At 70.8% G+C, this 20,371-nt stretch carries 21 protein-coding genes; 10 read left to right on the forward strand and 11 right to left on the reverse strand.

What is annotated here, in order from left to right:
- Nucleotides 1-57: 57 nt before the first annotated feature.
- From AOK11_RS24185 to AOK11_RS24200, 4 genes are all read right to left on the reverse strand, one after another.
- A complete protein-coding gene (locus tag AOK11_RS24185; protein ID WP_055595840.1) occupies nt 58-993 on the reverse strand; it encodes a carbohydrate ABC transporter permease in 936 nt (311 codons plus the stop codon).
- A 113-nt stretch (nt 994-1,106) separates the two neighbouring features.
- Nucleotides 1,107-2,849, reverse strand: coding sequence for an L-arabinonate dehydratase (gene araD / locus AOK11_RS24190; RefSeq protein ID WP_055595858.1), 1,743 nt, complete (start codon nt 2,847-2,849; stop codon nt 1,107-1,109).
- Nucleotides 2,846-3,754 carry a dihydrodipicolinate synthase family protein gene (locus AOK11_RS24195; protein ID WP_055595841.1) on the reverse strand — a complete coding sequence of 303 codons (909 nt, stop codon included), beginning with the start codon at nt 3,752-3,754 and terminating at the stop codon, nt 2,846-2,848. Before AOK11_RS24195 ends, araD begins: the two co-directional genes overlap by 4 nt.
- Complete coding sequence (locus tag AOK11_RS24200) at nt 3,751-4,464, reverse strand: GntR family transcriptional regulator (RefSeq protein ID WP_055595842.1); 714 nt, start codon at nt 4,462-4,464, stop codon at nt 3,751-3,753. The genes AOK11_RS24195 and AOK11_RS24200 overlap by 4 nt, the downstream gene beginning before the upstream one ends.
- 189 nt (nt 4,465-4,653) lie before the next feature.
- Here AOK11_RS24200 and AOK11_RS24205 point away from each other — a divergent pair, with 189 nt between their 5' ends.
- Nucleotides 4,654-5,109 carry a DUF4158 domain-containing protein gene (locus AOK11_RS24205; RefSeq protein ID WP_055595843.1) on the forward strand — a complete coding sequence of 152 codons (456 nt, stop codon included), beginning with the start codon at nt 4,654-4,656 and terminating at the stop codon, nt 5,107-5,109.
- Complete coding sequence (locus AOK11_RS24210; RefSeq protein ID WP_157869439.1) at nt 5,094-5,408, forward strand: hypothetical protein; 315 nt, start codon at nt 5,094-5,096, stop codon at nt 5,406-5,408. The genes AOK11_RS24205 and AOK11_RS24210 overlap by 16 nt, the downstream gene beginning before the upstream one ends.
- Nucleotides 5,409-5,524: 116 nt before the next feature.
- On the opposite strand, the gene AOK11_RS24215 is transcribed toward AOK11_RS24210, so the two are convergent.
- The 4 genes from AOK11_RS24215 to AOK11_RS24230 form a co-directional block, all read right to left on the reverse strand.
- Nucleotides 5,525-6,262 (reverse strand): hypothetical protein, encoded by a 738-nt coding sequence (locus tag AOK11_RS24215; protein WP_055595845.1) that lies wholly within the window; start codon nt 6,260-6,262, stop codon nt 5,525-5,527.
- 119 nt (nt 6,263-6,381) lie between these two features.
- The gene (locus AOK11_RS24220; protein ID WP_157869440.1) at nt 6,382-6,666 is read right to left on the reverse strand and encodes a hypothetical protein; all 285 of its coding nucleotides are present in this window, start codon (nt 6,664-6,666) and stop codon (nt 6,382-6,384) included.
- A gap of 69 nt (nt 6,667-6,735) precedes the next feature.
- Nucleotides 6,736-7,389: an NADPH-dependent F420 reductase gene (locus AOK11_RS24225; protein ID WP_055595847.1), complete on the reverse strand. Its 654-nt coding sequence runs from the start codon at nt 7,387-7,389 to the stop codon at nt 6,736-6,738.
- Nucleotides 7,390-7,809: 420 nt separating this feature from the next.
- Complete coding sequence (locus tag AOK11_RS24230) at nt 7,810-8,559, reverse strand: SDR family oxidoreductase (RefSeq protein ID WP_055595848.1); 750 nt, start codon at nt 8,557-8,559, stop codon at nt 7,810-7,812.
- Between the two features lie 94 nt (nt 8,560-8,653).
- Here AOK11_RS24230 and AOK11_RS24235 point away from each other — a divergent pair, with 94 nt between their 5' ends.
- Complete coding sequence (locus tag AOK11_RS24235; RefSeq protein ID WP_055595849.1) at nt 8,654-9,262, forward strand: TetR/AcrR family transcriptional regulator; 609 nt, start codon at nt 8,654-8,656, stop codon at nt 9,260-9,262.
- A gap of 353 nt (nt 9,263-9,615) precedes the next feature.
- On the opposite strand, the gene AOK11_RS24240 is transcribed toward AOK11_RS24235, so the two are convergent.
- Nucleotides 9,616-10,215, reverse strand: a complete 600-nt coding sequence (locus AOK11_RS24240) for a TIGR03086 family metal-binding protein (RefSeq protein WP_055595850.1) — start codon at nt 10,213-10,215, stop codon at nt 9,616-9,618.
- Between the two features lie 157 nt (nt 10,216-10,372).
- Here AOK11_RS24240 and AOK11_RS24245 point away from each other — a divergent pair, with 157 nt between their 5' ends.
- The gene (locus AOK11_RS24245) at nt 10,373-11,659 is read left to right on the forward strand and encodes an MFS transporter (RefSeq protein ID WP_079035047.1); all 1,287 of its coding nucleotides are present in this window, start codon (nt 10,373-10,375) and stop codon (nt 11,657-11,659) included.
- On the opposite strand, the gene AOK11_RS24250 is transcribed toward AOK11_RS24245, so the two are convergent.
- Together AOK11_RS24250 and AOK11_RS24255 are read right to left on the reverse strand one after the other, a co-directional pair.
- Nucleotides 11,596-12,759, reverse strand: coding sequence for a hypothetical protein (locus AOK11_RS24250; RefSeq protein ID WP_055595851.1), 1,164 nt, complete (start codon nt 12,757-12,759; stop codon nt 11,596-11,598). The genes AOK11_RS24245 and AOK11_RS24250 overlap by 64 nt on opposite strands.
- The gene (locus tag AOK11_RS24255) at nt 12,756-13,697 is read right to left on the reverse strand and encodes a 5-dehydro-4-deoxyglucarate dehydratase (protein ID WP_055595860.1); all 942 of its coding nucleotides are present in this window, start codon (nt 13,695-13,697) and stop codon (nt 12,756-12,758) included. Before AOK11_RS24255 ends, AOK11_RS24250 begins: the two co-directional genes overlap by 4 nt.
- Nucleotides 13,698-13,939: 242 nt before the next feature.
- Between AOK11_RS24255 and AOK11_RS24260 the strand changes: the two genes are divergently transcribed.
- From AOK11_RS24260 to AOK11_RS24285, 6 genes are all read left to right on the forward strand, one after another.
- Nucleotides 13,940-14,749 (forward strand): NAD-dependent epimerase/dehydratase family protein, encoded by an 810-nt coding sequence (locus tag AOK11_RS24260; RefSeq protein ID WP_055595852.1) that lies wholly within the window; start codon nt 13,940-13,942, stop codon nt 14,747-14,749.
- A 383-nt stretch (nt 14,750-15,132) separates the two neighbouring features.
- Nucleotides 15,133-15,903, forward strand: coding sequence for a DeoR/GlpR family DNA-binding transcription regulator (locus AOK11_RS24265; RefSeq protein WP_055595853.1), 771 nt, complete (start codon nt 15,133-15,135; stop codon nt 15,901-15,903).
- Between the two features lie 140 nt (nt 15,904-16,043).
- A complete protein-coding gene (locus AOK11_RS24270; RefSeq protein WP_055595854.1) occupies nt 16,044-17,417 on the forward strand; it encodes an ABC transporter substrate-binding protein in 1,374 nt (457 codons plus the stop codon).
- Nucleotides 17,414-18,355, forward strand: coding sequence for a carbohydrate ABC transporter permease (locus tag AOK11_RS24275; protein WP_055595855.1), 942 nt, complete (start codon nt 17,414-17,416; stop codon nt 18,353-18,355). Before AOK11_RS24270 ends, AOK11_RS24275 begins: the two co-directional genes overlap by 4 nt.
- Nucleotides 18,352-19,215: a carbohydrate ABC transporter permease gene (locus AOK11_RS24280; RefSeq protein WP_055595856.1), complete on the forward strand. Its 864-nt coding sequence runs from the start codon at nt 18,352-18,354 to the stop codon at nt 19,213-19,215. The genes AOK11_RS24275 and AOK11_RS24280 overlap by 4 nt, the downstream gene beginning before the upstream one ends.
- Nucleotides 19,212-20,201, forward strand: coding sequence for a zinc-dependent alcohol dehydrogenase family protein (locus AOK11_RS24285; protein WP_055595857.1), 990 nt, complete (start codon nt 19,212-19,214; stop codon nt 20,199-20,201). Before AOK11_RS24280 ends, AOK11_RS24285 begins: the two co-directional genes overlap by 4 nt.
- The last annotated feature ends 170 nt before the right edge of the window (nt 20,202-20,371 follow it).

Genomic DNA, 20,371 nt, shown 5'->3' on the forward strand with positions numbered 1-20,371 from the left:
TCCTGTCCACACTGCTGCGCGCGGGGGCGGGGGCGGCCGGGGAGGCCTCTTTGGTGATCACTTGCTTTCGCCTCCGAACTTGCTCAGCCGCAGGTAGACGATCGAGCAGAAGAGCAGGATCACGAACGCGACCGTGGTGAGGGCCGACGCGTAGCCGAAGTTGTGGGCGTCGACGCTGGTGTTGGCGATGTAGAGCGGAAGCGTCGTGGTCACGCCGGCCGGTCCGCCGCCGGTGAGGGTGTAGAGCAGGTCGACGTTGTTGAACTCCCACACCGCGCGCAGCAGTGTGGACAGGATGATGGCGTCCTTGAGGTGGGGCAGCGTGATGTGCATGAACTGCTGGAAGCGGCTGGCCCCGTCGACCTCGGCGGCCTCGTACAGGTCCTTGGAGACGGACTGGAGGTCGGCGAGGATGAGGATGGCGAAGAAGGGGACGCCGCGCCACAGGTCGGCGACGACCACCGCCGAGAAGACGGTGGAGGTGTCCGAGAGCCAGCTGGTGCCGTACTCGCCGATGCCCATGTCGGCGAGGTAACGGGTGATGCCGGTCTGGGAGTTGTAGAGGAGTACCCAGATCGCCGAGGTCAGCACGCCGGAGACGGCCCACGGCGAGAAGACCAGGGCGCGGCCGATGCCCCGCCCGACGAAGGTCTGGTTGACGATGAGCGCCAGCGCGAGTCCGAACATCAGCTGGAGGCCGACCTCGACGACGACCCACTTGGCGCTGAAGACCAGGGTGTCCCAGAACAGCGGGTCCTCGGTGAAGAGGTGGACGAAGTTGTCGAGGCCCGCGTAGCCGTTCCGCCACGGCTTGGTGGGGTTGTAGTTCTGCAGGCTGTAGTAGAAGACGCTGATGACCGGGTAGGCGATGAAGCCCAGCATGAGCAGACCGGCCGGGGCGATCAGCAGGTAGGGCAGTCTGCGCGGCGTGGCGGAGGCACGGCGCCGCCTCGGTGGCGTGGGCGGTTTCGCCACGGCTGCGGCTTGGGCCATGACTGTTCTCCGTTTCTCGGTGTACGTCGTGCTGTGCGGGGGTGAAGCGCTTTCTTCTCAGGTGTGCGGGTGTCCACGCGATCCGGGGGCGGACCGTGCTGGGGTGCTCGCGGTCAGCCCGCGTAGGGGTCCTGCACCGTGCCCGGCCGGGCGAGGAACTCGAAGTCGCAGCCGGTGTCGGCCTGGGTGATCTGCTCGTTGTAGAGCGCGCCGTAGCCGCGTTCGTACCGGACGGGCGGGGGCGTCCACCGCGCCCTGCGCCGCTCCAGTTCCTCGTCGTCGACCTCGAGCCGGAGCAGCCGGCGTTCGACGTCGAGGGTGATCAGGTCCCCGGTGCGGACGAGGGCCAGCGGGCCGCCGACGTACGACTCGGGGGCGATGTGCAGCACGCAGGCGCCGTAGCTCGTGCCGCTCATCCGGGCGTCGGAGATCCGCACCATGTCCCGTACCCCCTGCTTGAGCAGGTGGTCGGGGAGGGGCAGCATGCCGTACTCGGGCATGCCGGGCCCGCCCTTGGGGCCGGAGTTGCGCAGCACCAGCACGTGGTCGGCGGTGATGCCCAGGTCCGGGTCGTTGATGGTGCGCTGCATGGTCCGGTAGTCGTCGAAGACGACCGCGGGGCCGGTGTGCCTGAGCAGGTGCGGTTCGGCGGCGATGTGCTTGATGACGGCGCCGTCGGGGCAGAGGTTGCCGCGCAGGACGGCGAGCCCGCCCTCGTCGGCGACGGGCTTGTCCCGGGGCCGGATGACGTCGTCGTGGTGCACCTGCGCGCCGGCGATCTGCTCGCGCAGGGTGTCGTGGGAGACGGTGGGCCTCTCCAGGTGGAGCAGGTCCTCGATCCGGGAGAGGAACCCGGGCAGACCACCCGCGAAGTGGAAGTCCTCCATCAGGTACGTCTGTCCGCCGGGCCGTACGTTGGCGAGCACCGGGACGGTGCGGGCGATCCGGTCGAAGTCGTCGAGGGTGAGGGCGACGCCCGCGCGGCCGGCCATGGCGATCAGGTGGATCACGGCGTTGGTGGAGCCGCCGAGGCCCAGGACCGTCGTCACCGCGTCCTCGAAGGCGTCCGCGGTGAGGATGTCGCTCAGTTTCCGGTCGCGGTGGACCAGTTCGACGATGCGCAGTCCGGCGGCGGCGGCCATCCGGTCGTGCCCGGAGTCGACGGCCGGGATGCTGGAGGCGCCCGGCACGGTGACGCCGAGGGCCTCGGCGGCGGCGGTCAGCGTGGACGCCGTGCCCATGGTCATGCAGTGGCCGGGCGAGCGGGCCAGGCCGCTCTCCAGCTCCTGCAGCTCGCAGTCGCCGATGACACCGGCCCGCTTGTCGTCCCAGTATTTCCACATGTCGGTGCCGGAGCCGAGAGTATCCCCCCGCCAGTGGCCGGGGAGCATGGGGCCCGCCGGGACGAAGACGGTGGGCAGGTCGACGCTGGCCGCGCCCATGAGCAGGGCGGGCGTGGACTTGTCGCAGCCGCCCATCAGCACGGCCCCGTCGACCGGGTAGGAGCGCAGCAGTTCCTCGGTCTCCATGGCGAGGAGGTTGCGGTAGAGCATCGGGGTCGGCTTCTGGAAGGTCTCGCTGAGCGTGGAGACCGGGAACTCCAGCGGGAAGCCGCCCGCCTGCCACACCCCGCGCTTCACGGCCTGCGCGCGGTCGCGCAGATGGACGTGGCAGGGGTTGATGTCGGACCAGGTGTTGAGGATCGCGACGACGGGCTTGCCCAGGTGTTCCTCGGGCAGGTAGCCGAGCTGGCGGGTGCGGGCGCGGTGGCTGAAGGAGCGCAGTCCGTCCGTGCCGTACCACTGGTGACTGCGCAGTTCCTCGGGCCGCTTGCGCCGCTCGTCGGGGACGTTCACACGGACCACCCCGCGGTGATCGCGGCGACCTCGGCCCGCTCGTCCTCGGGCAGCGGCCTGCTCGGCGGGCGGACCTCGCGGCGGCACAGGCCGAGGGAGGCGAGGGCCTCCTTGACGACAGTGACGTTGTTGGCGGAGCCGTTGGCGGCACGCAGTTCCTCGAAGCGGCGGATCTGCTCCCAGACCTTCATGGCGGTCGCGTAGTCGCCCGACCTGAGCGCCCCGATCATGTCGAGCGACACCGACGGGGCGACGTTGACCAGGCCGGAGGTGAAGCCGGTGGCGCCCGCCGAGAAGTAGGAGGGGGCGTACGGCTCGGCGAGCCCGGCGACCCAGACGAACCGTTCGAGGCCGGCGTCCCGCGCGAAGGCGGCGAACTTCGCCGCGTCCGGCACGGCGTACTTCACGCCGATGACGTTGGGGCAGGAGTCGGCGAGTTCGGCGAGGCGGGCGCCGGTGAGCTGCGCGTTGCGGATGTAGGGGACGACGCCCAGGTCGGGCACGGATTCGGCGATGGCGCGGTGGTAGTCGACCCAGCCGCTCTGGGAGACATAGGGGTGGACGGGCTGGTGCACCATCACCATCCGCGCGCCGAGGTCACGGGCGTGCCGTGCGGAGGCGACGGCGGTCGGCACGTCGTGTCCCACCCCGACCAGGACGGACGAGCCGTCACCGGTCTCCTCGAGGGTCAGCTCGGTGACCGTGCGCCGCTCCTCGGGGGTCAGGGCGTAGAACTCGCCGGTGTTGCCGTTGGGGGTCAGGGTGGTGATGCCGGCGTCGAGGAGGCGGCGCAGCAGGGCCCGGTATCCGGCCCGGTCGACGGAGCCGTCCTCGGCGAACGGGGTCACCGGGATGGCCACCACGTCGGCCAGGGCCGCCCGCTGGGTCTCGAACGTCGTCGTCATGCCTGACCGTCCTCTTTCCGGGCTGCCGGGGCTTCGGGGATGTCCTGGGATTCGGGGCCTTCCTCGGCACCGATTTCCGCGCCGGGGAAGGCCCGTCGCACGAAGGAGGCGATGTGCGCGTGCAGGGCGCGCGCCGCGCCGTCCGCGTCGCCGGCGAGGGCGAGGGCGAGGATCTCGCGGTGCTCGCTCGCCTCCCGCTCCCAGGAGGGGTCGGCGGCCCAGGCGACGGCGGAGACGAGCGCGGCCTGGTCGCGGACCTCGTCGAGCATCCGGCCGAGCAGCGGGTTGCCGCACGGCAGGTACAGGGCGCGGTGGAACTCTCGGTTGGTCAGGGAGCGTTCGGCGGTGTCGGTGGCCTCGTCGGCCCTCGTCAGCGCGTCGCGCGCGGCGTCCAGGGAGGCGCCGCGCCGGACGGCGCGGCGCAGCGCCTCGGGTTCGAGGAGCAGACGCACGTCGTAGACCTCGCGTGCCATGTCCGCGTCGACCATGCGCACCGTGACGCCCTTGTACTGGCTCATCACCACCAGACCGGTGCCGGCCAGGGTCTTGAGCGCCTCCCGCACCGGGGTCTTGGACACCCCGAACTGCGCGGCGAGGTCCGTCTCGACCAGGGCCTGGCCCGGCGTCAGCCGGCCGGTGAGGATGCGGCGTTTGATCTCTTCCAGCACGTACTGCGTGCGGGAGGGGATCGGGGTGGGCACAGAGGTCATGCGCGCCTCTCGGATCTCGCGTATCGCGTCTCATATATGACGTACGAAGTACGACGCGATGAAACTAGGAGCGGCCCGGGGTTTCGTCAATGCTTCTGACAAAGGAAGTTCGGGTTGCCGTCGCCGTGCCCGGGCGGCGGCAGCCCCACGGCGTCAACGGCGGGACGCGCGTCGGCACAGGCCCTCGGCATGCCTGTTGGGTACCTGCCTGCTGGGCAAGAGGCCCGCTACGGCCGGTCCACCACGGAGCCGTCACCCGGCGAGCTGGAACAGTTCTTCCGCCTGGACACCAAGGCACTGGGTCTGACGCGGGCGAAGCGCCGCCCGCCCACGAGGCTGGGGCGGGCGGTGCGGTGGGGCACGGTGCGGATGCTCGGTACCTTCCTGACCGAGGACCCCACGGCGATCCCGGCCTCCGTCGTACGGTTCGTCGCCGAGCGGCTCGACATCGACGACGAGCACTTCGCCGGGTACGGGACCCGCTCGCAGACAGCGCACGAGCACGCGCGGGAGATCCGCGACGAGTACGGCTACCGGGACTTCGCCGCAGCCGAGGCAGAGCTGCGGAAGTTCCCGGCGGCGCGGGGTGGTCGTCGCTGGAGGGGCCGCGCGCCCTGTTGGACCGGGCGGTGGTCCGGCTGGTGAACAACCGGGTGCTGCTGCCCGGCATGACGACCCCGGCCCGGACGGTGGCCGCGGTCCGCCAGGAGGAGAACGACCGGCTGCACGCCACGCTGTACGAGGCGGTGCCGTACGACCTGCGCACCGAGATGGTCCGGCTGCTCGAAGTGCCGGAGAAAAAGCGGGGGTCGGAGCCGGAGCGGCTGCGACCGGGCCCGATGCGGGTGTCCGGCAGGGCCATGGCCACCAAGCTGCTCGCGAAGACCGAGCGGACGGGCAACGACGCCAGACTCAAGGCCCTTCCGCAGCTGCCATCACCATGACGACCCGACGCCTGACCCGCAAAAGCCCTCGCTCCGACCGCTGGACAAAAAAGACGAGATCACACGACAAGTGCCGAGGTGAACAATGGCTCGTCCGGGCGAGCGCGATGCCCCGGTCAATTGTGCTGCATCCAAATATTGGGCTCCCGATACACGCCCTCATCGGCAGATCGGTCGATCCTCAGCAGGCTCAGTCCTCCCGGAATCACATAGTCACCCGACTCGGGGAAGGCCATGCCGGTCCAGCGCTCCCACTCGGCTACCGTCCCGGTCATCGTCTGCGAAGCGGGGGCTGCTGACAGAACCTCGGCACCAAGGCGCTGATGGGTCCGGATCCAAGGGTCGAGCGCCATCCCGTCCTCCCGGCGCCACCTCATGAACTTCTCGATCGGCGTCAACGGGTACTGAGCCTTCGTCGTCGGACGGACCGGCGCAATGACCTGCGACCAGCCGACGTCCCTCGCGGTCTGACGTAGGGCCTTGAGAGTTTCGCCCGCAAGCCCGTGTCCTTTGAGCGCCGGGGTGACAATCGCTCCGCAGATCACCAAGGTGTTGGGCTCTACCCCCTGTTCGCGACCTTCAACGGCTCGAACAAGGGCCTGCGTATACCCGGTGGGGAGTGTCTCGGGCAGACCGTCCCAGTGGATCGGCACACCCCAGCCTGATGCGACCGGCACGTCGTGCTCATTGATCAGCATGAGATTCAGATCGGCGAACCACTCGCTGACCCTTCCTATGTATTCCTTCACCAGCCGGTCAGCCGTGATGAACTCTGGAAAGCCCTCGCTGAAGAGCTCCTTCAGATGTTCATCCCGCCGTATGCGTGCGTCGGTCCGCTCGATCTTCAATGCCATGCCTGTTCATAGCACACAAGCCAAGCGTGGCCGGCAATGCCGCCGACATGATCGTCGCCTGCCTGCTCCAACCGACTCCGGACTTCAAAAACACTTACCGACGGGGGTGGGATGGTCTCTCACGTCGGGTCCTGGCTGTTGGTCGATGTGTCGCGGATCGGACCACGCTGACCGCCCGGCTCGCTGAGGCGGTGGCGGGTTTGCGCCAGCCGCGAACCCGCCATGATCCGGGTCGGGTGCTGGTGGATACGGCGGTCGCCGTTGACGACGGCGCGTCCACGGTCTCCGGGATCGCGGTGCCGGCCGATCCAGGAGCCGGTGTTCGGGGCGGCGGCCTCGTGGAACTGGGGCGCCTGCGCATCGAGCCAGGCCTTGAGTACCTGTCTCGAACGGCTCAGGATCATCTCCAGCAACCGGCCTGGACGGCCTGACCACCTGTCAGGCCGTGACGGAAGTCAGCTCCAGGGTCGGACTCACCTCACAATGTTCCGTCGCGCCCTGGCGAGGTTGGCCATCAGTTCGGCACGGGTCTGGTGCTCGTGCGCGGCCCACGCGGGTTGACCGGGACCGCTGCGCCACGACTCGCTGAGCGGGCTGTTGTCGACGGTGTCGAACCCGAACCGGTCGTACAGCCGCGTCACGAGTTCCATGGCTTCGGGGAAGTCGCTCGAGGCCGACAGCGCCGGACGGCCGGGGGTGCCCGCCGCGGTTCCCGCGGTGGTGATGCGGGGAGCTTGGATGTGGGTGAAGGCCTTGACGACCTTGGATCGCGGAAGGTGCTCTTGGCGTAGCTCGTGAACCGTCTTCTCACCCGAGTCGATGACCGGGATATGGCCATCGCGCCAGACCATGTAGTTGTTCGTGTCAAGCACGATCTTGCCTGCCAGCTCCTCCGCAGGCATGTCGTTGACCACCTTGAGGGGGACCGCCACGACTGCGAACTCACCAGCGGCAGCAGCGCCGGCGGCGGTCGCGGCACGCGCTGACGGGCCGAGTTCGTCCATGAGGTCCTTCAGGGTCTCGGGTCCTCGTGAATTGGCGATAACGACGTCGTAGCCGTTCGCGATCGCCGCACGCGCGACCTGGCTACCGACCTCACCTGCGCCGATGATGCCGATTACTGTCATGGGTCCTTTACCTCAACCTCTGGTGAGACTATTACGTCGTCGGCCGGCGTGGTTTTGTCGTGTGTTGTATGGAGTCGAGCAAGGACGCCGCAACTGGGGTGCACGTCGGAACCGTTCGTTGATCAGGGTGATGGGTCGCCCCGATCGTGACCGTCTTGATCGTCCAGACCTGCTTGACGCGCGGACTTACCGCTCGCTGGTCGGACTCTTCATGCCGGCGGTCTCCTGCGGCACCGTGTCCGGTGCCAGCAGCAGGAAACTGCTGGTGCACTGAATCACCTTCGCGCCGCTGCGGCAGGCCTGACCTCTGTCCGCCCGGCCGTCCGGCGATCGAGGCCGCCGGGCTCGCCCGCCTGAGCGAACCCGGTCGGCCGGGCGCCGCCACCTTGCCGGCCTCGCCGGATGCGCGGCCGCAGAAAATCAGATCTGGTTCAGGCCGCCGTCGACGTACAGGCTCGAACCGGTGATGAAGCTGCTCTGCTCGGAGGCGAGGAAGGCCACGGCGGCGGCGATCTCCTCCGGGCGGCCGAGCCGGCCCAGCGGCACCTGCGTCGCCAGGTGCCGCCTGAGGCCGGCGGCCTGCTCCGAGTCGGGGGCGAGCCCCGACAGGCCAGGGGTGTCGGTCGGGCCGGGCGTGACGGTGTTGACCCGGATGCCGCGTCCCTTGAGTTCGTTGGCCCAGGTCCGGGCGAACGATCGGGTGGCGGCCTTGGTCGCCGCGTACACGCCGAAAGCCTCCGCGCCGACGTCCACGTTGGTGGAGCCGTTCAGGATCACCGAGGCGCCGTCGTTGAGCAGGGGGAGCGCCTTCTGGACGGTGAACAGCGTGCCCCGGGCGTTGATACCGAAGAGGGTGTCGAAGTGCTCCTCGGTGACCTGCTCGAGCGGCACGAACTCGGCGACGGAGGCGTTCGCGAACAGTACGTCCAGGCCCCGTCCCCGGCTGCGGATCGTCTCGTAGAGGCGGTCCAGGTCGGCCAGGTCCGAGATGTCGCCGATCACCGCGGTGGCCGCTGAACCGATCGCTTCGACGGCCGCGTCGAGTTCGGTCTTGCGTCGGCCGGTGATGAAGACGTGCGCGCCCTCGGCCGCCAGCCGTACCGCACTGGCCAGGCCGATTCCGCTGCCGCCGCCGGTGACGAGAGCGGTCTTGCCCTCGAGTAGCCCCATGTGAACAGCCTCCTTCGACTTCCGCATCGGTCGATGCAGAAGTCGAACGGTAGCACTTCCGTATCGATCGATGCGGAAGAGGTAGGCTGCGGGGGTGGCAACCAAACAGAGCGGCCCCATCGGCCGACCGCGAGGATTCGACGCCGACGAAGCTCTTGAGCGCGCCATGCTGGTCTTCTGGGAGCACGGCTACGAAGGGGCCAGCCTGGCCGGCCTGACCGAGGCGATGGGCATCTCCACCACCAGCATGTACGCGGCCTTCGGCAACAAGGAGGAGTTGTTCCGCAAGGCCCTGGAGCGCTACACCGAAGGCCCTGGCGGATATCTGACCCGGGCCATCGAGGAGCCGACCGCCCTCGGCGTCGCCACCGCGATCCTGGCCGGCACCGTCCGGACCACCACCCGCCCGGCCCGTCCCCACGGGTGCCTGGGCGTCCAGGGCGCCCTGGTCACCAGCGACCCGGGGCGCGGCGTCCGTGACCTTCTCGCCGCTTGGCGCAACAACGGCTGCTCCCGCGTGCGAGAGCGGTTCCAGCGAGCCGTCGACGAAGGCGACCTGTCTCCCGGCACCGATCCGGGGCTACTGGCCCGCTACGTCACCACCTTGGCGTTCGGCATCGCCGTGCAGGCCGCGAGCGGGGTCGCCCGCGACGAACTCCAGGAGATGGCCGACGCCGCCCTGCGCAACTGGCCGCTCACCTGAGAAACCGCCCGGCCTTCCTCTTCGCGAGCAACTGCTCGCCGTAACGGCCGCTTCTCACAGACGACCCTTTGCCCGAGCAAGATCAATAGAGGTCCGCCGAAACCCTTCCGATCTTCGGTCGGTTCTCAGAACTCGTTCTCCCGCAAAAGCGGGCCGGACCCCCTTCCGAGAACTGCGTGGTGCGAAGTTCCGGGGTCATGACGGGCCCTCAAGACCCCTCGCCGGGCGACGTGGACGATGTCGAGCGCCACCCCTGCCCCCGCTGGGGCATCCAGCCCGTATCGCCTTGCCGATCGCGCGGCGGCCGGGCGCCCGTCCTGCCCGGGTGCCCGGCCGCTCGGGAGATCTCCAGGTCAGGCCTTGGGTGCCCACTCCGGATCGCGGCCGCTCAGCCCCACCGTCCGGTCCAGCAGCGGGGCGTCGGACGGCACGGGCACGACGGGGCCGAAGATGCCCTCGCCGCCGTCCCGGCCGGGTTCCGCCGCGGCGGCGAGCAGGAAGGTGTGTGCGGCCTCGAGGGCGGCAGGGTCGGGCGCGTAGTCCTGGCCGGTGGCGCGGGCCAGGTCCCAGCCGTGGACGACCAGTTCGTCGGCTGCCACGGCTCCGGCCACCTCGCCCGGCAGGTCCACGCCCCCGGCCCTGGTCATGCCGGTCCAGGCCCGGGGGTCGCGCCAGGCTTCGGCGAGTTCGTCGAGCACCGCGGGCAGGTCCTCGCGCCAGCCGGGGCGGAGGTCCGGCAGAGCGGTGTCCGGACTGGTGTCGGTGGTGACGCCGAGGTCCTTGCGCCCGGCGTCGCGGAAGGCGACGCTCAGTCCGGCGAGGTGGCCCAGGAGGTGGTGCACCGCGTACCGGGGGCAGGGCGTCCCGTCCGTGAGCTGCGCGTCGGTGACGCCCTCGGCGAGGCGCGCGATGATCCGCGTCTGCGGTCCGAGGTCTAGGGTCGGGTCGGTCATGGGGCTGCTCCCTGCTCCTTATGGCTGTGCCCGTGCGCGCACGGGTGTTCCTGGAGGGTTGACCGAGCCGGGCCCCGGAACTCATCGCTCTCCCGTGCCGCGGATAAGGCGTCTGCCCGATCCCTACGGACGGCCCTTAGCCCCACGATGACCTGGCATGACGACGAACGGAACGCAGGGAACGGACGGACCGGGCGCACCGAACGGGCCGGGCGGGCAGGCCTGGGCCGCGGTGCGCGTGGTGCGGGACCGGAACGCGCGGCTCTACCTGGCCTCAGTGGTGGTGTCGGGTTTCGGCACGTCCGCGCTGTGGCTCGCCTCCGGTGTGTGGGTCAAGGACCTCACCGGCTCGGACGGGCTGGCCGCGCTGTGCCTGCTGGCGATGTGGGCCCCCACCCTGGCCGGCCCGCTGCTGGGCACGCTCGCCGACCGGTTCCGTCGCAAGCCGCTGCTGATCGGCACGAGTCTGCTCCTGGCCGGGCTCCTGCTCGCCCTCCTCGCCGTCGACTCTCCGCACGGCCTGTGGCTGCTGTACGCGGTGCTGTTCGTGTACGGCGCGGCGGGCGTCGTCCAGGACGCGGCCGAGTCGGCGCTGATCGCCACCGCCGTGGACCGGTCCCTGCTCGGAGACTTCAACGGGCTGCGGATGACGGCCGGCGAGGGCATGAAGCTCCTGGCCCCGCTGGCGGGCGCGGGCCTGTACGCCGCGTACGGCGGGGCGGGCGTCGCCCTCCTCGACGCGGTCACCTTCCTGTGCGCCACGGTGCTGTATGCCTTCCTGCGCGTACGGGAGGAGCGGCCCGCGCCCCCGCGGGACAGCCCGCGTGAGCGCATCGCCGAGGGCGCCCGTCACCTGTGGTCGCACCCTGCGCTGCGCCCGCTGGTCCTGGCGGGCGGCGCCACGATGCTGTGCGCGGGGCTCAGCGGGGCGCTGGTCTACGCCGTCGTCGAGGACCTCGGCCACTCCCCCGCGTACGCCGGTGTGCTGTACGCGGTCCAGGGCGCGGGCTCGGTGGTGCTCGGCCTGGGCTCGGGGCCTGCCCTGCGCCGCTTCGGCGAGCGGCGGTTCGCGGCGTACGGCATCGCCCTGCTGGCCGCCGCGGTCGCGCTGCGCGCGGTGCCGAACGATCCGCTGACCTGGGCGTGCAGCGCGGCGATCGGGGTGGGGCTGCCCGCCGTCCTGATCGCCACGCCGACCGCCGTGCAGCGCGAGACGCCCGGCCCACTGCTGGGCCGGGTCACCGCCACCGCCCACACGCTGGTGTTCACGCCGAACGTGGTCGGTCTGGCGGCCGGCGCGGCGCTGGTCGAACTGCTCGACCACCGGCTGCTGCTGGTCGCCCTGGGGTGCACGCTGGCGGCGGTGGCGGTGACGCTGTTTCAGAGCGCGGTGAGCGCCGAGCGCACCGCTTCCAGGTCGCCGTCCGACGCCAGTCCCGCGTGATACAGCCGCAGTTCCGTCGCGCCGAGGCGGCGGGCCTCGGCCGCGTCCGCGGCGAGGGTTCCGGGGCTGCCGCCCATGCCGGAGACCACGGTGAAGTTGGCGGCGAGGACGGCGTCCGGGCGGTTCTCCCGCGCGAACGGCGTCAGCGGGGCGGGGCCGCCGGTGCAGGGGACGACCACGCCGTCGGCGACGGAGAGGATGTGCGCGGGGTCGACGCCCGCGTTGGCGCCGCAGTGGTACGACACCGGGTCCGCGTGCAGCAGGACCTGGAAGCCCTCGGGCGCCGCGTCGCGTACCGCCCGGACCGCCGCTTCCTGGAGCGTGCGGGCCGTCGCGTCGCGCCACGCGCGCGTGGCGGCCGCCGTCTCCTCGCCGAGGAGCTTGCCGACTCCCGCCCAGCCTCCGTCGGAGGGCGCCCCCCGCCACACCGGTTCCAGGGCGGCCCGGACGGTCGCGGCCAGTTCGGCGGCGTCCAGGCCCTGAGCCCCGTAGCCCTCGCTGCAGGACGGGCAGAAGCACAGGGACATCAGGTACTGCCCGGCGTCCCCGAGGCCGACCCCGGCGGTCTTGTCGTGGGCGTGCAGATGCGCGAGCCCGTACCAGCCGAGGGATTCCAGTTCGGTGCCGTTCGCCCCGGGCCGGACCGCCGCCTCCGCGGCCAGGCCGGTCAGGTAGGCGCGGGTGGCGGACTGTGCGATGCAGGGCGCCCACGGGTAGCGGTCGCCGTGGGCGTTGACGACCGAGGTGTCCGGATGGTCGGCGCCGAGGCGGGAGTTGTGCGCGAGCACGACCCAGGTGTGCACCTGGAGGTCCGCGTCCGCGAGCGCCGCCGCGGCCTCGCCGAAGGCGTCGCCGGGGGCCCAGTCGCCGGAGGGGTACGGGCGCGGGGTGCGGCCGGCCCAGTGGGCGCCGGGCGGGTAGAGGACGGCCGCGTGCTCGGCGGTGACGATACGGTGGCGCGGGTGACGGGGGGTCAGCGCGCGCGTGGAGTGGTAGGCGGAGGCGAGCGTCGCCTGCGCCACGCCGAGCCCGGCGATCCGCGCGGGGGCTTCCGGATCCCCGTTGACGTCCCAGGGGTAGACGAACGCCGATGCCTTCACTTGGCCTCCTCGATCAGTGCGAGTCCCCGCTCGATCAGCTGAGCGAGTCGCTTGACATGATCCCCGGCCGGTTCGTCGAGCGGCGGCCGGACCTCGCCCACGTCCAGGCCGCGCAGCCGTACCCCGGCCTTGACCAGGGAGACGGCGTATCCGCGGCCCTGGTCGCGCAGTTCGACGAAGGGCCGGTAGAAGCCGTCGAGCAGGCGGTCCACGGTGGCCCGGTCGCCGGTGTGCAGGGCCCGGTGGCAGGCGAGGGCGATCTCGGGCACGAAGCAGAACACCGCGGACGAGTAGAGGGTGATGCCGAGGGCGCGGTAGGCGAGCTGGGTCTGTTCGGCGGTGGGCAGCCCGTTGAAGTACAGGAACTCGCCGGGGGCCTCGGTGCGTACGGCGCTGACGATCCGCTGCATGTGGTCGAGGTCGCCGTGGCCGTCCTTGAGGCCGACGATCCCCTCGGTGCGGGCCAGTTCGACGACGCTTTCGGGCGTGAACAGGGCGTTGTCGCGCTGGTAGACGATCACCGGCAGGGCGGTCGCCGCGGCCAGTTCGCGGTAGTGCCGCACCAGGCCCGTCTGGCCGGCCCGCACCAGGTAGGGCGGCATGGCGAGCAGCCCGTCCGCCCCGGCCCGCTCGGCGAGCCCGGCCCAGCGCACCGCGAGGCCGGTGCCGTACCCGGCGCCCGCGACGACCGGGACGCGTCCGTCGGCCGCCTCGACGGCGACCCGCACGCACGCTTCGAACTCCTCGGGTGTCAGGGCATGGAACTCCCCGGTGCCGCAGCAGGCGAAGACGGCGGCGGCGCCGGCCTCGACCCCGCCGCGCACATGGAGCCGGTAGGTCTCGAGGTCGACGGAGCCGTCGGGTCCGTAGGCGGTGACCGGGAAGAACAGCGGTCCGCTGGGGATGCCGAGTCGGGCGGCGAGAGGGGCTGGCGTCACAAGCTCTCCCAGGTCCATATTCTTGATTGACGTCTACATCTCTGAACGATGCCACGCTAGAGCGCCCCCGGGACGCCGGTCAAGCACGCCGCCCCGTCATGCACCAGCCGATTTCTCCACTCCGCAGGAGGTCACAGGAGGCCGGGGGATACTTGACGGGCGACGGGCCACCTCCTTACCGTGTCCACGCATATGAATGCCGTGCGCGCACATGCACGGCCGGTGACGCAAGGAGATCCTTGATGCCCGCTCCCCGCACCGTCCTGCTCACCGGTGCCGCCGGCGGCCTCGGCACCCTGATGCGGGGCCTGCTCCCGGACTACGGTTACGAGCTGCGCCTGCTCGACCTGCGGCCCGTCGAGGGGGAGCCGGACGCGATCGTGGCGGATCTGGCCGACAGGAAGGCCGTGCGCGAGGCGGTCCGCGGGGTCGACGCGATCATCCACCTCGCGGGCATCTCCCTGGAGGCCTCCTTCGAGAAGATCCTCGCGGCGAACATCGAAGGCACCTACCACCTGTACGAGGCCGCGCGCGAGGAGGGCGTGGGGCGCGTGGTCTTCGCCTCCTCCAACCACGCCGTCGGCTACACCCCGCACCCGCGGGGCGACGACCCCCTCATCCCCGTCGACACCCCGCGCCGCCCGGACACCTTCTACGGTCTGTCCAAGTGCTTCGGCGAGGACCTCGCCCAGCTGTACTGGGACAAGCACGGCCTGGAGACCGTCTCCGTACGCATCGGCTCCTGCTTCCCCGAGCCGACCAGTGTGCGGATGCTCTCGGTGTGGATGAGCCCCGCCGACGGCGCCCGCCTCTTCCACGCGGCCCTGACCGCCGAGGGCGTCGGCCACACGGTCGTCCACGGCTCGTCCGACAACACCCGGCTGTGGTGGGACCTCACCTCCGCGCGCGCTCTCGGTTACGCCCCGCAGGACGACTCCGAGCCGTTCGCCGCGAAGCTCGTCGCCGAGCAGGGCGAACTGGATCCGGCCGACCCGGCACAGGCACGCATCGGCGGACACTTCGTGACCGACCCCCCGATCTGGCCGTACTGACGGCACGGGCAGCACGGGCGGCACGGGCAGCTCCGGCGCAACCGGTGGCAGCACCGGCACCCTCCGCACCACTGACAGCGCACAGCACGGAACCGACGACGCCCGCGCGCACGGTCGCGGCGGGAAATCGACGTTCGCGGCGGCGGGCGGGCACCGAACGGGCCCGCCCGCCACCGCATTCGGGCACCCGCGATGCCCGTTTCCCCGCGCCCGTCCGCCCCCGCCCAGGTCCGAGGCGGGCATCGCCCGAGTCGAACGGGCGCAAACGGACAGGACCGGTCACACAACAGGCCTGGTCAGGTTGGCGTACCCGCTGTACAACTTCTCGCAAGGACCCCACAGGGCCCGAACGGGCAGCGAGATCAGGAAGCAGGTGTGCGGTCATGAGCGACAGAACGGCCGAGGAGCGCCAGCGCGAGATCGTGCGGGTGGCGCGCGCCACCGGCTCGGTCGACGTGACGGCGCTCGCCGCCGATCTGGGCGTGGCCAAGGAGACCGTACGACGGGATCTGCGCGCTCTGGAGGACCACGGCCTGATGCGCCGCACCCATGGCGGCGCCTATCCCGTGGAGAGCGCCGCCTTCGAGACCACCCTCGCCTTCCGGGCCACCAGCCATGTGGCCGAGAAGCGGCGGGTCGCGAACGCGGCGGCCGAGCTCCTGGGCGACGCGGAGACGGTGTTCGTCGACGAGGGCTTCACCCCGCAGCTCATCGCCGAGGCACTGCCCCGGGACCGGGCACTCACCGTGGTCACCGCCTCCCTGCCGGTCGCGGGCGCGCTCGCCGAGGCCGGCACCGTGTCCGTCCTGCTGCTCGGCGGCCGGGTCCGCTCCGGCACCCTCGCCACCGTCGACCACTGGACGACGAGGATGCTCTCCGGTTTCGTCATCGACCTGGCGTTCATCGGCGCCAACGGCATCTCGCGCGAACACGGTCTGACCACGCCCGACCCGGCGGTCAGCGAGGTCAAGACACAGGCGGTACGGGCCTCGCGCCGGGTGGTGTTCGCGGGCGTCCACAGCAAGTTCGGGGCGGTCAGCTTCTGCCGGTTCGCCGACGTCGGCGCGCTGGAGGCGATCGTCACCAGCACGCTGCTCCCGGCGGCCGAGGCCCACCGCTACTCCCTGCTGGGCCCCCAGGTCGTCCGCGTCTGACCGGACGGCCCGGGCCGCACCACGATCCACGGCTTCCCCGCGCGCCGGTTCACCACACGAGTTCCCCATCCCCTCGGGCCGACCCGTCCAGGCGACACCCGATACCTCCCTATACGACAGTTTTCGTCAAGGAGTGATCCATGCGAACCCAGAGCCGACGGAGGCCGCCGCGAGCCGCACTCGCCGCGGTCGCCGCAGGGACGCTGCTCGCCCCGCTGCTCTCCGGCTGCTGGGTCGGAGCGGGCGGGGCCGGATCAGGCGGTGATGCCGTCAATGTCCTGATGGTCAACAACCCGCAGATGGTGGCGCTGCAGAAGCTCACCGCCGCGCACTTCACCAAGGACACCGGCATCAAGGTGAACTTCACCGTGCTGCCGGAGAACGACGTCCGCGACAAGATCAGCCAGGACTTCGCCAACCAGGCCGGCCAGTACGACGTCGCCACCCTGTCCAACTACGAGATCCCGATCTACGCCCGCAACGGCTGGCTCAAGGAGATGGACCCGTACGTCGGCGAGGACCCCGGCTACGACGAGCAGGACGTCCTCAAGCCGATGCGCCGGTCCCTCACCGGGGGCGACGGCAAGCTCTACGGCCAGCCCTTCTACGGCGAGTCCTCGTTCCTGATGTACCGCAAGGACCTCCTCGAGCGGGAGGGCCTGACGATGCCGGACCACCCCACCTGGAAGGAGGTGGGCGAGATCGCCGCGAAGCTCGACGGGGCCGAGCCCGGCATGAAGGGCATCTGCCTGCGCGGTCTGCCCGGCTGGGGCGAGGTCATGGCACCGCTGACGACCGTGGTGAACACCTTCGGCGGCACCTGGTTCGACGAGGACTGGAACGCCCGCCTGGACTCCCCGGAGTGGCTCGAGGCCACGAAGTTCTACGTCGACCTGGTCCGCGAGCACGGCGAGGCGGGCGCCGCCCAGTCCGGCTTCGCCGAGTGCCTGAACAACACCACCCAGGGCAAGACCGCCATGTGGTACGACGCCACCTCCGCGGCCGGCTCCCTGGAGTCCGCCGACTCCCCCGTCAAGGGAAAGATGGGCTACGCCCCCGCCCCCGTGGAGAAGACGGAGTCGGCCGGCTGGCTCTACACCTGGGCCTGGGGCATCCAGAACGCCTCCCGGAACCCGGACAACGCCTGGAAGTTCGTCTCCTGGGCCTCCAGCAAGGAGTACGAGCAGCTGGTCGGCGACGAGATCGGCTGGTCCGACGTCCCGGCCGGCAAGCGCGCCTCCACCTACGAGAACCCGGACTACCGCGCGGAGGCCGCGGCCTTCCAGGAGATGACCAGGAAGGCAATCGAGCAGGCCCGCCCGGACGACCCGGGCGTGCAGCCGCGGCCCGCGCCCGGCATCCAGTTCGTGGGCATCCCCGAGTTCACGGACCTCGGCACCCAGGTCTCCCAGGAGATCAGCGCGGCCATCGCCGGACGCCAGTCCGTCGAATCGGCCCTGAGGAAGTCCCAGCAGCTCGCCGAAGAGATCTCCGAGGAGTACGAGGGACGATGACCGCCACGACAACGGCCCCCGTGGCCGCCCCGGACATCCGCCCCGGCGGCCACCGGCGCTCCGACCGGCTGCGCGGCTGGGCCACCAGGGCCCCGCTGCTGCCCGCCCTGATCTTCATGATCGCGGTGACCCAGCTGCCCTTCGTGGCGACGCTGGTGATCTCCTTCTTCGACTGGAACTCCCTCTACCCCGACGCCCGGGAGTTCGCCGGCTTCGCGAACTACGGTGAGGTGCTCGGCGACTCCGACCTGCGCCGGTCGGTCTGGACGACGATCCTGCTGACGGTGGCGGTCGTCCTCGCCAGCCTGGTCCTCGGTCTGCTGCTGGCCCTGCTGCTCGACCGGAGGTTCCACGGCCGGGGCATCGTCCGCACCCTGCTCATCGCCCCGTTCCTGGTGGTGCCGGTGGCGGCGGCCCTGCTGTGGAAGCACGTCCTCTACAACCCGGAGTACGGCCTGTTCAACGGCCTGCTGCACTACGTCGGCGGCCCGCAGCCCGACTGGATCTCGGACACGCCGCTGCTCGCGGTGGAGGCGGCGCTGGTGTGGCAGTGGACGCCGTTCATGATGCTGATCCTGCTCGCCGGCCTGCAGAGCCGGGACCAGGAGCAGATCGAGGCGGCCCGGGTCGACGGGGCGAGCGACTGGCAGATCTTCCGCCATCTGACCCTGCCGCACCTGCGCCGCTACCTCGAACTGGGCGCCCTGCTCGGGTCGATCTACATCGTGCAGAACTTCGACGCGGTCTTCACGATCACGTCCGGCGGCCTGGGCACCGCCAACCTCCCGTACACCGTGTACCAGACCTTCTACCAGGCCCACGAGAACGGTCTGGCCTCGGCCGCCGGTGTGCTGGTGGTCATCGGCTCGATCATCATCGCGACCTTCGCACTGCGCGTCGTGTCGTCCCTGTTCCGCGAGGAGGCGTCCCGCGCATGAGTACCGTCGCTGCACCCGACCGCGGCCGGCCGCGGACCCGGAACCGCAAGGGAGCGGGGCTCGGCCTGGTCGCCTGGCTGGCCGGCATCGTCTTCTTCCTGCCGATCGCCTGGATGGCGCTGACGTCCTTCCACTCCGAGGAGGACGCGGCCACCAACCCGCCGTCCTTCGCCGCCGCCCTCACCCTGGACGGCTACCGGGAGTTCTTCGGCGCGGGCGGCGGCGCGAGCCCCTGGCCGTCGCTGATCAACTCGACGGTGGCGTCCGTGGCCTCGATGATCCTGGTCCTGCTGCTCGCCCTCCCGGCGGCATACGCCCTGTCGATCCGCCCGGTGAAGCGGTGGACGGACGTCCTGTTCTTCTTCCTGTCCACCAAGATGCTGCCGGTCGTGGCGGGTCTGCTGCCGCTCTACCTGTTCGCCAAGAACGCCGGGATGCTCGACAATATCTGGCTCCTGGTCCTGCTCTACACCTCCATGAACCTGCCGATCGCCGTGTGGATGATGCACTCGTTCCTCTCGGAGATCCCGGTCGCGGTGATCGAGGCCGCCCAGATCGACGGAGCGCGGCTGCCGACGGTGCTGGCCCGCATCATCGCCCCGATGGCGATGCCCGGCATCGCGGCGACCGCCCTGATCTGCTTCATCTTCAGCTGGAACGAACTGCTGTTCGCCCGGGTCCTGACGGGCGTGGTCGCCGAGACCGCCCCCGTCTTCCTGACCGGCTTCATCACCAGCCAGGGCCTCTTCCTCGCCAAGGTGTGCGCCGCGTCGCTCGTCATCTCCCTGCCGGTGCTCGCCGCGGGGTTCGCCGCCCAGGACAAACTCGTCCAGGGCCTGTCGTTGGGAGCCGTGAAATGAAGGCCGCCGTCATCGAGTCCGTGGGCCGGGCCGTCGTCGCCGAGGTCCCGGACCCGACGCCAGGACCCCGCGAGGTCGTCGTCGAGGTCGCGGCCTGCGGGCTGTGCGGCACGGACCTGCACATCCTGCAGGGCGAGTTCGCCCCCAAGCTGCCGATCGTGCCGGGGCACGAGTTCGCCGGCGAGGTGGTCGGCGTCGGCTCCCGGGTCACCGAGGTGTCGCTGGGCGACCAGGTCGCCGTGGACCCCTCCCTGTACTGCTACGAGTGCCGCTACTGCCGTACCGGTCACAACAACCTGTGCGAGCGCTGGGCCGCGATCGGTGTCACCACGGCGGGCGGGGCCGCCCAGTACGCGGTGGCCCCGGTGGCGAACTGCGTCAAGCTGCCCGAGCACGTCCGCACCCAGGACGCGGCCCTGATCGAGCCGCTCTCCTGCGCGGTGCGCGGCTACGACGTGCTGCAGTCCCGCCTCGGCGCGCACGTCCTGATCTACGGCTCCGGAACGATGGGGCTGATGATGCTGGAGCTGGCCAAGCGGACCGGCGCGGCGAGCGTGGACATGGTCGACCTCAATCCGGCCCGCCTGGAGACGGCCCGCAGTCTCGGCGTCTCGGCGTCGGCCGCGAACCCGGACGAACTGGACCGCCCCCAGGGCTGGGACCTCGTCATCGACGCGACGGGCAACGCGGCGGCGATCCAGGACGGCCTGGACCGGGTCGCCAAGGCCGGCACCTTCCTGCAGTTCGGCGTCGCCGACTACGCGACGCGCGTGACGATCGACCCGTACCGCATCTACAACCAGGAGATCACGATCACCGGGTCGATGGCGGTGCTGCACAGCTACGAGCGGGCGGCGGAGCTGTTCGCGACCGGTGTCCTGGACCCGGACGTCTTCATCAGCGACCGTGTGCCGCTGGACCGGTATCCGGAGGCGCTGGAGCAGTTCGCGAGGGGTGAGGGCAGGAAGATCGTGGTGGTGCCCTAGCGGGAACCGGACCAGCTCCCGTCGCCCCCGGTCGCGCCCTCATGGGACGGGCCGGGGCGACGGGGCGGACAAGCGGACCTCCTGAGGACGATGGGACCGCCGGACAGGGGCGGCGGGGCGAAAACCCCTGGGCCGCCCCGCCCCCACCCTCGTACCATCCCGACATGCCC

Origin of the sequence: Streptomyces hirsutus (assembly GCF_001418415.1) — a bacterium.
GTDB classification, from domain to species: Bacteria; Actinomycetota; Actinomycetes; order Streptomycetales; family Streptomycetaceae; genus Streptomyces; species Streptomyces hirsutus.

Excerpts from the sequence above, each read along its gene's own strand:
- AOK11_RS24195 (WP_055595841.1), bottom strand. The coding sequence starts at position 3,754 with ATGACGACGACGTTCGAGACCCAGCGGGCGGCCCTGGCCGACGTGGTG.
- AOK11_RS24260 (WP_055595852.1), top strand. The coding sequence starts at position 13,940 with ATGCCCGCTCCCCGCACCGTCCTGCTCACCGGTGCCGCCGGCGGCCTC.
- AOK11_RS24200 (WP_055595842.1), bottom strand. The coding sequence starts at position 4,464 with ATGACCTCTGTGCCCACCCCGATCCCCTCCCGCACGCAGTACGTGCTG.
- AOK11_RS24275 (WP_055595855.1), top strand. The coding sequence starts at position 17,414 with ATGACCGCCACGACAACGGCCCCCGTGGCCGCCCCGGACATCCGCCCC.
- AOK11_RS24230 (WP_055595848.1), bottom strand. The coding sequence starts at position 8,559 with ATGGGGCTACTCGAGGGCAAGACCGCTCTCGTCACCGGCGGCGGCAGC.
- AOK11_RS24245 (WP_079035047.1), top strand. The coding sequence starts at position 10,373 with ATGACGACGAACGGAACGCAGGGAACGGACGGACCGGGCGCACCGAAC.
- AOK11_RS24220 (WP_157869440.1), bottom strand. The coding sequence starts at position 6,666 with ATGATCCTGAGCCGTTCGAGACAGGTACTCAAGGCCTGGCTCGATGCG.
- AOK11_RS24185 (WP_055595840.1), bottom strand. The coding sequence starts at position 993 with ATGGCCCAAGCCGCAGCCGTGGCGAAACCGCCCACGCCACCGAGGCGG.
- AOK11_RS24265 (WP_055595853.1), top strand. The coding sequence starts at position 15,133 with ATGAGCGACAGAACGGCCGAGGAGCGCCAGCGCGAGATCGTGCGGGTG.
- AOK11_RS24285 (WP_055595857.1), top strand. The coding sequence starts at position 19,212 with ATGAAGGCCGCCGTCATCGAGTCCGTGGGCCGGGCCGTCGTCGCCGAG.
- AOK11_RS24280 (WP_055595856.1), top strand. The coding sequence starts at position 18,352 with ATGAGTACCGTCGCTGCACCCGACCGCGGCCGGCCGCGGACCCGGAAC.
- AOK11_RS24240 (WP_055595850.1), bottom strand. The coding sequence starts at position 10,215 with ATGACCGACCCGACCCTAGACCTCGGACCGCAGACGCGGATCATCGCG.
- AOK11_RS24225 (WP_055595847.1), bottom strand. The coding sequence starts at position 7,389 with ATGACAGTAATCGGCATCATCGGCGCAGGTGAGGTCGGTAGCCAGGTC.
- AOK11_RS24270 (WP_055595854.1), top strand. The coding sequence starts at position 16,044 with ATGCGAACCCAGAGCCGACGGAGGCCGCCGCGAGCCGCACTCGCCGCG.
- AOK11_RS24205 (WP_055595843.1), top strand. The coding sequence starts at position 4,654 with ATGCCTGTTGGGTACCTGCCTGCTGGGCAAGAGGCCCGCTACGGCCGG.
- AOK11_RS24215 (WP_055595845.1), bottom strand. The coding sequence starts at position 6,262 with ATGGCATTGAAGATCGAGCGGACCGACGCACGCATACGGCGGGATGAA.